Below are 13,689 nucleotides of genomic sequence, written 5' to 3'. Positions count from 1 at the left end.
GGCGAATGCCTGACCGCAGAAGACCGCTGGAACGATGTTTTGCATCGTAGCAGGTAGGCTGGTCCATCCGCTGTTTCCCGTGTCCACCGGGAATGAATACTTCTTTTGCGACTAGGCTGTTTTTTATCTCCGCTACTTTGGCGGCTCATCATTACCATTTCCGCCTTTACTTCCATTCCCCCCACCGGCACCGTTGCTGCCGTTCCCATTAAAAAACGTATCCGTCAGCGCCCGGAGTTTATCCATAAACTTCCCGTAGCCGTAGCCGGTGAGGAACGCTACGCTGATGCGCGCGGCCATCGAATCGCCTACCTGCAGCAGCAGGATGCCGCTTTCGAAGAGGATGATGGTGATGATAGCCGAGCCGAAGCATACGATCGGCCGCATAAAGTACCAGTAAATCCACTGAGTGGTAAGGTCGTGGTAATGTTCGTGAAACATGCGCAATCCGTACAGCGTCCCGCCCAAGGCGCCGGCGAAGCCGAAAGAGGCGTATTCCCGATACAGGTTCATGTCGATGCCCCAAAGCTTGCCGTGAAAGACGCCGCTGCCGAGCAGCGCCATCATCCACAGACTGCCGATGAACCATAGAAGCAAATAAGCAAAAATGGACTGTTTGCCGAACTTGTGGAGTGGCTCCATAAAAAAAACACCGCCTTACATATGGTTAGTACCATTGTATGAGCGGTGTTGTTGTAGAAGACTTTATGTAGGGACGTTTGTCGGACATTTTTAAATATTGAATAATCGCGGTTGAGCAAGCTTGAGCGCGAAATTGCTGATGGCTGCGGACATCCGACCTGCGCTTGGAGAGCTCGGGATACTGTTCGAGCAGCAGCTTAAACCAGTGATCGATCATATCTAGCGACGTAATCATTTGGCCATAGCCCTGCTCCTGAAAGTACTCGCAGTTCTTCTCTTCTTGCCCGGGAATCGGCGAGTAGAACAGCATGGGAATGCCTTTGGCCATCGCTTCGGTACAAGTCATGCCGCCCGGCTTCGTAATAAGCAGATCCGATATATCCATCAGCTTGTTGATTTCTCGGGTAAAACCGATGAGATGGACGTTCGGATGACGAAATACTTCTTCTTCCAGCAGCTGCTGACGCGCCTTTTCGTTCGTGCCCAAGCAGATCAGGAGCTGGACACGATCGCTCCAAGAGGCGATGTAAGTCAGGAGTTCTTCCTTCTCTTCTTTCTTGAAGACCCCCCAGCCGCCGCCCATCACCATGACCGTAGGCATGGCTTTCAGTCCGAACTCACTGCGGATCTGTTCCTTGCTATGCTCTTGCCGGAAATTCGGATGCACGGGAATACCTGTCACTTCCACATGCGTTTCCGGAACCCCGCGCCCCAGCAAGTGCTCGCGAACGGCCGGTGTCGAGACCAAATATTTGTCGACGGAGGCATCGATCCAAGTTCCATGCACATCATAGTCGGTAATGACGGTGAAGAGGGGAATAGGCAGTCCGGCGCGCTTCAGCCGGGAAACGATGATGCTTGGAAAAGGATGCGTACAAACGATGATATCCGGTTTGAGCTGCTTAATCAGCGCTTTGGTCTGCGCATAGAAGAGGCGATGCAGCGCAAGGCCTGCCACGCGGTTAAGCGATTTTTTATACTGATTGCGGTAAAGCATACCATAAAGTTTGGGTTGTGAAGTAACCGTGCGGCGGTATGCCGAAAAGATCCAAGGGGCCAAAGTCGGATGCAGAAATGCGCCGAGCTCGATCACGCGGGTAATCACCTCAGAAGAATTCTGTCTGAGTTCTACCGACAACGCATGAGCCGCTTGCGTATGACCTTTCCCGAAGCCCTCGGATAAGAGCAAAATCCGTTTTTTTCGCAAGGAACTCACCTTTCTTTGTGAAACGGTTTAAACTACCTTTACAGAGATTGGACGATATTTCCAATCCGTATCCCTTCATTCTGCGGCCAGAGCCGCTTTTTTTCTCGAGGCATAGCACTTCCGGCATACCGGCACGTAGCTTTCATTGCCCCCGATCTGAATCTGCTCACCGTGAAAAATAGGTTCTCCGTCTTTGCAGCGCATATTCATAATCGCTTTTTTATCGCAATACCAGCAGACGGTCTTAATTTCTTCAATCGTATCCGCGACAGCGATAAGGGCGGTGCTGCCTTCAAACAGCTCTCCCATGAAATCGGCTCTGAGGCCATACGCGATGACGGGGATATTCAAATCATCTACAATGTCGATGAGCTGAGCGACTTGCAGTTTATTCAAGAACTGCGCTTCATCGACCAAAATGCAATTCGGCTGCTCCGCACGAGCCAGTTCGATCATATCCAGCTGATCGTCGACGACGAGTGCGTTCTTCTGCATGCCAATTCGGGAGGCGACCTGTCCCACGCCATATCTGTCATCTACTACAGGCGTTAAGAGCAGCACTTTCTTTCCTTGCTCTTCGTAATTGTGCGCGACGCGCAGTACTTCAATCGATTTGCCGCTGTTCATCGTGCCATAACGAAAATATAATTTTGCCAAGCGAGACAGTCCTCTCTGCGGTGTATTAAATCGTAAAAAAGTAGGTTGCTTTCAGCATATCGAGCTCTGTCAGCTTGACAGCCACATTGAAGCTCGCTTCAGCAGCGGGCTTATCTCCGATGAGCGGCTGTTTTTTATACAGCTTGCTGATTTGGACTTGGATGCTTCCCGGGACGGGTTCATCTGTAACTTGAATGCGGTGAGGCTCATACATCAGTACGTTCATGATCTCTTTGGCTGTCACGCAACTGCTTTGCAGAAGCTCTTGAATCAGTTCATGGTCCAGCAGGGAGGGAATGCGCTCCGACATGCCGGGATGGGCATCGCAATGGTGCTTAACCGCTTTGGCCAGCAGCGCATCCATCGCCAGAAATTCCGGATGCAGCATGATGCGGTGATCCTCCACAACTGCGTCGACAAGAGCAACAGCCGTTGCCTCATCCGCTTCCAGATAATGGCCGCGAAATTGGAGCCCTTTTACTAATTCAGCAGGATGCAGCTCGTTTTTGCCGGCGTGATAAGTATCTCTGAGAAAGCTGTCTAGGTGATCTAAACCCATTAGTGGGGTTTTGTTAGTGATAGGGCTGTCCTGATTCAATAGGGTGACGATGTCGGATGGCAAAATGCCGTGTTTGTTCAAAATGTCCGCAACTTCTCCGGTTTCGATCAAGCGCTCCGTATGCTTATGATGATCATAGCCGAGTGTCCGCTCGACAGCATGGGAAAAGGGCAGATGGCCAATATCGTGCAATAGCGCCGCAATGCGAAGCATCACATCGTCTGGAAAAAAATGCGCCGCAAGCGACCACACACCAACCGTGTGCTCGAAGCGGGAATGTGTCATCGGTGAGAAAAGTGCAGACGCGCCGAAGTGATGCAGAAACTTCAAACGGCGGACCGGCTTCGACCGGATAAGCTGAACTTCGACCGGAAGGGCAGCTATGTTCCATCTATATAAAGGCTCCCAAACCGTTCCGGCTGAACAAGAATGCTGTATACTCAAAACAGAGTTCCTCCTAAGCTGTGGGATCTGGATGTTTGTTTCATTGCAACGGCATAAGCTATCATAGCATGAAACATAGAAAGTTCGCTATCATGAGGGTATGAAAAAGAAACTCAAAACATGCCTATGGATTACCGGAAGATAGGCTTGTATGCTTGAACCGACATCCCCGCAGCAGCGTCTATTCCTATGATAAGGATATGACGTGGGGGGCGATGAGGATGAAAGTATCAAATAAATTATGGATAGGCGCAGCAGCTATTCTCTGTATAGCGGGGAGTGCTGCCTTCTTGCTGCCAACAGGCAAAAATATGCGTGCAGCTTGGCGGGAGCAGGCACCGGCACCGGCAATTTCGGCAAGCCCTGCAGCTGCGCAGCCTTCGATGCAACCTTCGAGTGAGCCATCGCTTCAGCCGTCAATGGTTCCATTCTCTACTTCGTCCCCCATAACGACTCCTGAGCCCTCTGCTCCTAGCGTGGAGCAGCTTGTCCCCTACAAAGGACCGGTCGAGCACATTTTCTTCCATCCGCTTATCGTGTACCCGCAGCTCGCTTTTGACGGCGATTCGATGAGTAAAGGATACGATGACTGGTTCGTCACGATCAAAGAATTTCGTAGCATTCTCGACTCCCTCTACAGTAAAAATTACATCCTGATTGATATACACGCCTTATACGAATCTTCTGTCGTTGACAATCGCACGGTTGTGAAACCGAAAGAGCTTCATCTGCCTCCCGGCAAAAAGCCGATCATCCTATCTATCGACGATCTCAACTACTACACCTATATGAAGGAAAACGGCAATGCTTACCGTCTAGTTTTGGACGAAAACGGCGAGGTGGCCACCTATTCGGTGACGCCGGACCGGAAAGAAGTCGTATCCAAAGATAATGAAATCGTTCCGATCCTTGACGAATTTGTCCAGAAACATCCGGATTTTTCGCTGCAGGGGGCGAAAGGAGTGATCGCGCTGACAGGGTACGAAGGCGTTTTGGGGTACAGAACGGATCAATTGGATTCGGCGGAATATGCGCATGAAAAAGAAGGAGCGATGGCGGTCATCGAGCGGTTAAAAGCTACCGGTTGGTCGTTTGCTTCTCATGGTTACGGTCATCTGGATGCCGCTAAGGTCTCCTTGGAGCGCTTCAAGAAGGATACCGAAAGATGGGAAAAAGAAGTCGAACCCTTGACCGGTCCTACCTCCATATACATCTACCCATACGGAAGCAGTGTGCCTCTAAAGGACGCCAAGTATCAATTCCTGCTTCAATCCGGCTTTCAAATGATCTGTGCGGTAGGACCTGCTCCCTACTTGCATTTCACAGGCGACAGCGTCATGATGGACCGCAGGCATATTGACGGAATCGGGCTGCATGATCAAAGGCAGAGATTGCTTCCTTTATTTGATAGTAAAGATGTTTGGGATGATGCGCGGCCGTCGAAAGGGCCAAAATAACATTAGATCGTACCGGACACGGACCATGCGAAGACTATGAAAGCAGATGGGAAAATATGAACGTGAAACCCCTTACAATATAATAAATTTTGAATTGAACTATACGATTTCAAATGTTACTATAATATAAAAAATATTAAGACTATTTCATCAATTCGCATTCTTAGGCATTCTTTTACATACGGTGAAATAGAAATTGTCACGCTTCGACAATTTAATACTTTAAAGCGCACCTCGGACAAAGCATCAAAGGAATGGCCAAAAACCAGAAGAGAAAGGTTGCACAACATGACTAAAAAAGGATTACCTCCCAAGCAGGGATTGTACGATCCTCAGTTTGAGCGTGATGCCTGCGGTATTGGCTTCGTGGCGAATATCAAAGGGGTCAAATCGCATGAAATCGTTAAGCAAGCGCTCCGTGTACTTTGCAATTTAGATCATCGCGGGGGCCAGGGTAGCGAGAAGAATACAGGGGACGGCGCTGGTATTCTTATGCAAATTCCCGATGCGTATCTTCAGGCAGCCAGCCTTGATGTGAACATCAAGCTCCCTGCAGCCGGCAGCTACGGCGTGGGAATGGTCTATTTGCCTCAGGATCTGGAGGCTCGTCAAGCATGCGAAAGCATCATTGAGCGCATTGTGATCGAAGAAGGTCAGCAATTTCTGGGCTGGAGAACCGTCCCAACGGACAACAGCTCTTTAGGGAAATCCGCCAAATCGGCCGAACCTTTTGTCCGCCAAGTCTTTATTGGACAAAGCGCAAGTGTAACTAGCAATTTGGATTTTGAACGGAAGCTATACGTGATTCGCAAACTTTCTGAAAACGCTATCCGTAATGCGCATAGCGGCATTCAGTTTTACTATTCTAGCTTGTCTAGCAGAACGATCGTATATAAAGGCATGCTAACGCCTGAACAAGTCGATGCCTACTATGTTGAACTGCAAGATGAGAGATTGTCCACCGCGCTTGCGCTCGTTCACTCCCGGTTCAGTACGAACACCTTCCCAAGCTGGGAGCGCGCGCATCCTTACCGCTATTTGATCCATAATGGAGAGATTAATACCCTGCGCGGAAACGTGAACTGGATGCATGCCCGTCAGGCGATGTGCGATACGGATTTATTCGGCGAGGATTTCAAACGCATTCTTCCTATTATTGATAACGACGGTTCCGATTCGCAAATGTTCGATAATACACTGGAATTTCTCATGCTTTCCGGACGCTCGCTGCCGCATGCGGCCATGATGATGATTCCTGAGCCATGGTCCAAGCACGAGACGATGGATGATGAGAAAAAAGCGTTCTACGAATACCACAGTACCTTAATGGAGCCATGGGATGGCCCTGCCGCCATCGCTTTCACGGACGGCAGCATCATCGGCGCGGTGCTTGACCGTAACGGTCTGCGCCCATCTCGCTACTATGTAACCAGCGACGATTTAATCGTCTTGGCCTCGGAAGTTGGCGTGCTGGATATCGAGCCTGAACGTATCGTGCACAAAGAACGTCTTCGCCCGGGCCGCATGCTGCTGGTTGATACCGTCCAAGGACGAATTGTCGCTGATGAGGAAATCAAAAGCTGTATCGCTAGCGAGCAGCCTTACCGTGAATGGCTTAACCAGCATCTCGTTAGCCTCGAGGATCTGGAGGACGCCGATATCGTGCTCGGTTCCGATTATGATACGGTGCTGCAGCGTCAACAAGCGTTCGGCTATACATTTGAGCAGCTGCGCAAGACGCTGGAACCAATGGCCAAAACCGGCGTGGACCCAATCGGCTCGATGGGTACCGATGCACCGCTTGCGGTGCTGTCGGATCGCCCGCAGCTGCTGTACAACTATTTCAAACAATTGTTCGCACAGGTGACGAACCCCCCGATTGATGCGAACTTTGAAGAGATTATTACAGCGCAGGGCACGACGATCGGGCCTGAACGCAATCTGATTAGTCCGGAGCCTGAGAGCTGCCGGCAAATTCGCCTGAAAACGCCGTTCATCACCAATGAAGAGCTGGCGAAACTGCGCCATATGAAGCGCGTCGGCTTCAAAACAGTCACATTACCGACCCTTTTTGTGGCATCGAAAGGTACGGCGGGTCTGGAGAGCGCGATGCAAGCTTTGTACTCGGCTGCGGATCAAGCGATTGCGGACGGGGCTACGCTCCTTATTCTGTCCGACCGTGGCGTGGACAGTAAGCATGCGCCAATCCCGGCGTTGCTTGCTACATCCGGGCTGCACCATCATTTGATTCGTGAAGGCACGCGCACGAAAGTCGGCTTGCTCGTCGAGTCCGGCGAGCCGCGTGAAGTGCATCATTTTGCATTGCTGCTCGGTTATGGAGCGGGCGCGATCAACCCTTACCTGGCTTTAGAGACGCTGGACGATATGATCCGCCGCAAACAGCTCGTGGGCGTGGATTACGAGAAAGCAACTTACAATTACATCAAGGCAGTAACGAAGGGCGTCGTGAAAGTATTGGCGAAAATGGGGATTTCCACGATTCAAAGTTATCGTGGCGCTCAGATTTTCGAAGCGATCGGGCTAAGCCAAGCGTTCGTTGACCAATACTTCACCTGGACGTTTACGCCAGTCGGCGGAATCGGTATTGATGTCGTAGCTCAGGAAGCCGTGCTACGCCACAACCGTGCGTTCTCCGAACAGGAGGGACGCGACCCTGTACTGGATACGGGCGGCGACCTCCAGTGGCGCAAAGACGGCGAGGAGCATCTGTATACGCCGGAGACGATTCACGCCTTGCAAACCGCGGTGCGTACGAACAACTACGCCATGTACAAAAACTTCGTGAAGTTCATTACTCGCGAAGATGAGAAATTTATGGCGCTGCGCGGGCTGCTGGGCTTTAAAGCAGGCCGCCAGCCGATCCCGATCGAAGAGGTCGAGCCGATCGAATCGATCTTCAAGCGCTTCAAGACCGGAGCCATGTCGTATGGCTCCATCAGTAAGGAAGCGCATGAGACTTTGGCGATCGCGATGAACCGCATCGGCGGCAAGAGCAATACCGGCGAGGGCGGCGAGCATCCGGAGCGCTTTACGCCGGATGCGAACGGCGACCTTCGCCGCAGCGCGATCAAGCAGGTGGCGTCCGGCCGCTTCGGCGTCACCAGCAACTATCTCGTCAACGCGGACGAGATTCAGATCAAGATGGCGCAGGGCGCCAAGCCCGGCGAGGGTGGGCAGCTGCCGGGAACGAAGGTGTACCCTTGGGTCGCCGAGGTCCGCGGGGTTACCCCTGGCGTAGGCTTGATTTCGCCTCCGCCGCATCATGACATCTATTCGATCGAGGATCTCGCCGAGCTGATCCACGATCTCAAAAATGCCAACCCGCGCGCCCGGATCAGCGTGAAGCTGGTATCCGAAGTGGGCGTTGGCACGATCGCTGCCGGCGTCGCCAAAGGGAAAGCGGACGTCGTCCTCATCTCCGGCTACGACGGAGGAACGGGCGCGTCGCCGCAAACAAGTATCCGCCACGCGGGATTGCCGTGGGAGCTGGGTCTTGCCGAGACGCACCAGACGCTCGTGCTGAACAATCTGCGCAGCCGGATCGTCGTCGAGACGGACGGCAAGCTGATGACGGGACGCGACGTTGTTGTGGCGGCGCTGCTTGGCGCCGAGGAGTTCGGCTTCGCGACGACGCCTCTCATTACAATCGGCTGCGTCATGATGCGCGTCTGCCACTTGGACACATGTCCGGTCGGCGTAGCGACGCAAAACCCGGAGCTTCGCAAGAAATTTGCCGGAGACCCGCAGCATGTCGTGAATTTCATGACGTTTATCGCACAGGATGTGCGTGAGCTGATGGCGGAGCTTGGCTTCAGAACCATCGAAGAGATGGTGGGACGCACGGATGTGCTGGAGCCGAAGGATGCCATCGAGCATTGGAAAGCCAAAGGCGTAGATCTGGCGCCGCTGCTGCATCAACCGGAAGTCGGCGAAGACGTTGGCCGTTTCTGTACAGAGGCGCAGGACCATGGCTTGGATCGCTCTCTTGACGTCACACAGCTGCTTGCGATTTGCGAGCCTGCTATTGAGCGCAAGGAGCATGTGCACGCGATCCTGCCGATTCGCAATGTCAATCGTGTCGTCGGTACGATTGTCGGCAGTGAAGTGACCCGCCGTTACGGCGCGGAAGGCTTGCCGCACGATACGATTCGCCTTCACTTTAACGGCTCAGCTGGTCAAAGCTTCGGCGCTTTCGTGCCGAAGGGGATCACGCTTTCGCTCGAAGGCGATGCGAACGACTACGTCGGTAAAGGACTGTCAGGCGGCAAGTTGGCGATCTTCCCATCCAACAAGGCGACATTCGTGCCGGAGGAGAACATCATTATCGGAAATACCGCTTTCTACGGTGCAACTGATGGGGATGCTTACATTCGCGGTATTGCCGGCGAGCGTTTCTGCGTAAGAAACAGCGGCGTGCGTGCGGTTGTCGAAGGTGTGGGCGACCATGGCTGTGAGTACATGACAGGCGGACGCGTTGTCGTGCTTGGTCCCACAGGCCGCAACTTTGCAGCGGGGATGTCCGGCGGTATCGCCTACGTTCTCGATGAGAAAGGTGACTTCTCCAGCAAAGTGAACAGAGAAATGATTTTACTCGAAACGTTGGAAGAATCCTATGAAATGAATGAGCTGAAGACGATGATTCAGCATCATGCCACATTTACGGACAGCAGTGTGGCCCATCGCGTATTAAACCACTGGGATGAATACGTTTGGAAATTCGTGAAGGTCATTCCGAAAGACTACAAACGGATGTTTGATGCGATCGAGAAGGTTAAACGTTCCGGACTTAGTCAGCAGGAAGCCATCATGGTCGCATTCGAGGCGAATATGAAGGACGTTTCCCGTGTCGGCGGAAACTAATACGATATCGATATTCTCAGGAGGATAACGCAATGGGTAAACCCACTGGTTTTATGGAATATAGTCGTGAAGTTGCGACCGAAGCGGCCCCGCTGCAGCGGATCGGCCATTGGAAAGAGTTCGCAACTCCGCTGACAGAGGAGAAGCTGCAGACGCAAGGTTCCAGATGCATGGACTGCGGCATTCCGTTCTGTCACACGGGTAAGCTGATCAGCGGTATGGCCGCCGGTTGCCCGGTCAACAACCTGATACCGGAATGGAACGATCTTGTGTATCGCGGTCAATGGAGAGAAGCCTTGGATCGTCTACACAAGACGAATAATTTTCCGGAATTTACAGGCCGTGTATGCCCCGCTCCGTGCGAAGGTTCTTGTACGGTAGGCCTGAAAGATACGCCTGTCACGATTAAGAGCATTGAGAAAGCCATTATTGATAAAGGCTTTTCGGAGGGCTGGATTACTCCCGAGCCTCCGGAAGTCCGCACCGGCAAGAAAGTGGCTGTCGTAGGCTCCGGTCCATCCGGGCTTGCCGCAGCCGCTCAGTTAAACAAAGCCGGTCACTGGGTAACGGTGTTCGAGCGCGCGGATCGCGTCGGCGGTCTGCTCATGTACGGCATCCCGAACATGAAGCTGGATAAGAAGTACGTACAGCGCCGTGTGGATCTGCTTGAAGCAGAGGGCGTGACGTTCATAACCGGCGCCCATGTAGGCGTGAATTATCCGATCGAGAAGCTGCAAGAGGAATTCGATGCGATCGTCCTTTGCGGCGGCGCCACGAAAGGGCGCGATCTTCCGATTGAAGGCCGTGAGTTGAACGGCATTCATTTGGCGATGGAGTTCCTGAGTAAAAACACGAAGAGTTTGCTCGATTCCGAACACGCTGACGGCGCATATATTTCTGCCGAAGGCAAAGATGTCATCGTCATCGGCGGCGGCGATACCGGAACGGACTGCGTGGGCACGTCCTTGCGCCACAAGTGCAAGAGCGTCACCCAGTTCGAGATCATGCCGAAGTCACCGGACACACGACCGGCGAACAATCCTTGGCCGGAGTGGCCGAAAGTCCACAAGGTGGACTACGGCCAACAAGAAGCGGCGGCCGTGCAGGGAGCCGATCCGCGCCAGTATCTCATCAACACGAAGAAATTCGTTGGTGATGAGAATGGCAACTTGAAAGAGCTGCACACGGTTCTGATCGAGTGGCAGAAAAACGAGAAGGGCGCTTTCGTGCCCGTCGAAGTGCCGGGCAGCGAGAAGGTCTACCCAGCGCAGCTGGTGCTGATCGCCATGGGCTTCACAGGACCGGAGAACACGGTGCTGGATCAGCTTGGCGTCGAGAAGGATGAGCGCTCCAATGCGAAGGCCGAATACGGCAAATTCGCGACAAGCGTGCCGGGCATCTTCGCAGCGGGCGACATGCGTCGCGGTCAAAGCCTTGTCGTTTGGGCGATCAACGAAGGTCGCGCTGCGGCTCGTGAAGTCGATCGCTATCTCATGGGATCGTCGAACTTGCCTTAAGCTGTTTTAAGAAAAAAGACTGCTTCCTAGTAGACCACCGGTCCGCTGCGGGGCAGTCTTTCGCATGATGAGGTTATCCATAGTCTACTGGATAGCCTTTTTAATTTTTGGATAGATGTTTTCTTGCCATTATTCCGGGTAAAACTGAAGCTTAACTAAGAAAACTGCAGAGTGTACATTTTTTCCGAATTTACTGTTCCTCTTGCATGAACTGCAGAGTGTACATCTTTTCCAAGTGCAGTTACTCTTTCTCCTACAGGAACTGCAAAATGTACATCTTTTCCAGGTGCAGCTACTCTTTCTCCTACACGAACTGCAAAAAATACATCTAGATCAAGTGATTTAAGCATACCCACGGGATTCAGGTCAAATTACCTGTAGGAAATGCACGTAGAACCAGAAAATCAAGTTATTAAAGCAAATTTAACTGTATTAAATACACTTTGCTAATTGGGAGAGCCCATTTTGGGGCAACCCCTGATGGTGGTACAGCACAGGCTTGAAGTTAACCCGGAGTTTCAAAAGATGAACATTTCGCAAGGTTCATGTACAATAGAGGTAATAGGCCGCATAAATCCCAATGTGGAGCAGCCAATTTTGAACGGATTGAGGGGTAGCCCATGAAGAAAGAAGAGCTCATTACGCTAGAAGAGTTGAGTGTGCTGCTTGCCGAGAACGGGGAAGCGTTGCCTGATGCTGGAACGGACGAGCCTATTGGTGCACAGCATTTAATCTCCTTGCAAAAAGCGGTTGTGCTGCTTTCTAGAAAAGTGGAAACTCTTCAAGATGAGCTTCATGAGCATTTTCTCACTCAACAAAAACAGCAGGAGCAGCTCCTCCGACAATTCAAGTACCAGCTCGAACAGCAGCTTGGGCAGCAATTGGCCAAAGGATTGGAGCTGCAGCGGAAGCCGGACATCGCGCAAGAAACTGAGCTACTCCCTGGCGAGACCGTACCGGAAGAATTGACGACACTTCCCGCTCCAATTGAGGAGCCCCAACCAACCTATTCCAGAGTAAAGAGTTACAGAAAAATTCGCAAAAGAAGAAAATCGTTTCTAGAGAAATTGTTTGAATAGCACGAAGCCGCCTCCTTGATGTAAAGGGGGCGGCTTTTAGTATGCAGGGATGCGGGATGACAGTAAGCAGAGATAGCATGACTGGATGTGTCAGGTTAAGTGCTGTTTTTCAGTAGGATTATGCCAGTAACCGGGACAACTGATAAGTGTTTAGTTAAAGTACTGCATGAGTAGCTACGCATAAACTTGGCGCTTTTTTCAGCACTCGAATTATACGAAGCAATCGGTGCATCCGATAGAATTAAACATGATGGCTATGCCCGGGTTTGTACCGTTTAACCGCGCTAAGTTCAGTTAAGCGGCAATGAAAAGTCTCATTGAGTCCGCGCAAATTAAAGCAGACCTTCCTCATGCGCTTTTTTCGAGGCTTGGATGCGATCGCGGACATCCATTTTAGAGTAGATGCTGGAGATGTAGTTCTTGACTGTGCCTTCGGATAGGTACAGCTTCTCGGCAATTTCCTTGTTGCTGAGTCCGTCGGCGATACAGTGAAGCACTTGGACTTCCCGTTCGCTCAGTCCGTAGACGTCCGTTCGCACAGCTTCTTCGACTGTTGGCTTCGCTGCTGACTCACGATCGGGTGAATCACTCGCGCCACGTGCTTGCTCTACAAGCATTTTGGCGATGTCTTGAGGAATGAGCGTTCCTCCCTGATGTACCCACTTGATGCCGGCGGCAAGGTCTTTGGGGTGAATCGCCTTAAGCAGGTAGCCTTCAGCGCCCGCGCCGAGCGCATCGACGACATAGTTGATCTCTTGGAAGGTGGTCAAAATAATAACATGAATGTGCGGCCATGCGGCCTTGATTTGACGTGTGGCTTCGACACCGTCCATGACAGGCATGTGTATGTCCATGAGGACGACGTCAGGCTGCAGTTCTTCGCACTGCTTCAGCGCTGCATGACCATTCTCAGCAAGGCCCACTACGTTGATGTCAGGGTCCATATCGAGCACGATATGTAAACTTTCTCTAATCAAGTCCTGATCGTCGACCAGGAGCAGCTTTAACGGGTTTGAGCTCATATGTGAATCCTCCTAAGAGTTTTGCATTAGCCAAACTGGCTTTGTATGCACCGTTTGAGCTTATACAAGGAATGGGTAGTGGCAGGCCTCTCTTACTTTAACGACCCATTGTTCGCTAATTAAGAATCTAGGGACGCTAAAATTGCGGAGGCCACCCGCAAAAGGGTAGCGTCAAGAAGTTTGTGTATTTAGGTCTGGGTATCCATCGGAACGATGGATACGAT

General features: G+C 51.8%; 9 protein-coding genes. 4 read left to right on the top strand and 5 right to left on the bottom strand.

From position 1 onward, the window contains the following. Positions 1–132: 132 nt before the first annotated feature. The 4 genes from ACFQZT_RS15610 to ACFQZT_RS15595 form a co-directional block, all read right to left on the bottom strand. Positions 133–642 (bottom strand): hypothetical protein, encoded by a 510-nt coding sequence (locus ACFQZT_RS15610; protein ID WP_379301410.1) that lies wholly within the window; start codon positions 640–642, stop codon positions 133–135. A 25-nt stretch (positions 643–667) separates the two neighbouring features. Then, the gene (locus ACFQZT_RS15605; protein WP_379301408.1) at positions 668–1,849 is read right to left on the bottom strand and encodes an MGDG synthase family glycosyltransferase; all 1,182 of its coding nucleotides are present in this window, start codon (positions 1,847–1,849) and stop codon (positions 668–670) included. A 75-nt stretch (positions 1,850–1,924) separates the two neighbouring features. Next, complete coding sequence (locus tag ACFQZT_RS15600) at positions 1,925–2,506, bottom strand: thymidine kinase (RefSeq protein ID WP_379301406.1); 582 nt, start codon at positions 2,504–2,506, stop codon at positions 1,925–1,927. 25 nt (positions 2,507–2,531) lie between these two features. Beyond that, complete coding sequence (locus tag ACFQZT_RS15595; protein ID WP_379301404.1) at positions 2,532–3,509, bottom strand: HD domain-containing protein; 978 nt, start codon at positions 3,507–3,509, stop codon at positions 2,532–2,534. A gap of 221 nt (positions 3,510–3,730) precedes the next feature. Between ACFQZT_RS15595 and ACFQZT_RS15590 the strand changes: the two genes are divergently transcribed. The 4 genes from ACFQZT_RS15590 to ACFQZT_RS15575 all read left to right on the top strand — a co-directional run bounded on the left by ACFQZT_RS15590 (position 3,731) and on the right by ACFQZT_RS15575 (position 12,443). After that, positions 3,731–4,966, top strand: coding sequence for a polysaccharide deacetylase family protein (locus tag ACFQZT_RS15590; RefSeq protein WP_379301402.1), 1,236 nt, complete (start codon positions 3,731–3,733; stop codon positions 4,964–4,966). Between the two features lie 288 nt (positions 4,967–5,254). After that, complete coding sequence (gltB, locus tag ACFQZT_RS15585) at positions 5,255–9,847, top strand: glutamate synthase large subunit (RefSeq protein ID WP_379301400.1); 4,593 nt, start codon at positions 5,255–5,257, stop codon at positions 9,845–9,847. A gap of 32 nt (positions 9,848–9,879) precedes the next feature. Continuing rightward, a complete protein-coding gene (locus ACFQZT_RS15580) occupies positions 9,880–11,364 on the top strand; it encodes a glutamate synthase subunit beta (protein ID WP_379301398.1) in 1,485 nt (494 codons plus the stop codon). Between the two features lie 620 nt (positions 11,365–11,984). Further along, positions 11,985–12,443 (top strand): hypothetical protein, encoded by a 459-nt coding sequence (locus ACFQZT_RS15575; RefSeq protein WP_379301396.1) that lies wholly within the window; start codon positions 11,985–11,987, stop codon positions 12,441–12,443. A 332-nt stretch (positions 12,444–12,775) separates the two neighbouring features. Here the strand turns inward: ACFQZT_RS15575 and ACFQZT_RS15570 are convergent, their stop codons facing one another. Next, entirely contained in the window at positions 12,776–13,465 is a 690-nt protein-coding gene (locus tag ACFQZT_RS15570) for a response regulator (RefSeq protein ID WP_379301394.1), read from the bottom strand. Between the last annotated feature and the right edge of the window lie 224 nt (positions 13,466–13,689).

Source organism: Paenibacillus sp. GCM10027628 (assembly GCF_042676385.1).
Classification (GTDB): Bacteria; Bacillota; Bacilli; order Paenibacillales; family NBRC-103111; genus Paenibacillus_E.
Note: the sequence above shows the minus strand (reverse complement) of the source record. Positions and strands in the feature narration are given on the sequence as shown.

Bases quoted from the DNA above. Each gene is read 5' to 3' on its own strand.
- ACFQZT_RS15580 (WP_379301398.1), top strand. From the start codon at position 9,880: ATGGGTAAACCCACTGGTTTTATGGAATATAGTCGTGAAGTTGCGACC.
- gltB (WP_379301400.1), top strand. From the start codon at position 5,255: ATGACTAAAAAAGGATTACCTCCCAAGCAGGGATTGTACGATCCTCAG.
- ACFQZT_RS15590 (WP_379301402.1), top strand. From the start codon at position 3,731: ATGAAAGTATCAAATAAATTATGGATAGGCGCAGCAGCTATTCTCTGT.
- ACFQZT_RS15575 (WP_379301396.1), top strand. From the start codon at position 11,985: ATGAAGAAAGAAGAGCTCATTACGCTAGAAGAGTTGAGTGTGCTGCTT.
- ACFQZT_RS15610 (WP_379301410.1), bottom strand. From the start codon at position 642: ATGGAGCCACTCCACAAGTTCGGCAAACAGTCCATTTTTGCTTATTTG.
- ACFQZT_RS15570 (WP_379301394.1), bottom strand. From the start codon at position 13,465: ATGAGCTCAAACCCGTTAAAGCTGCTCCTGGTCGACGATCAGGACTTG.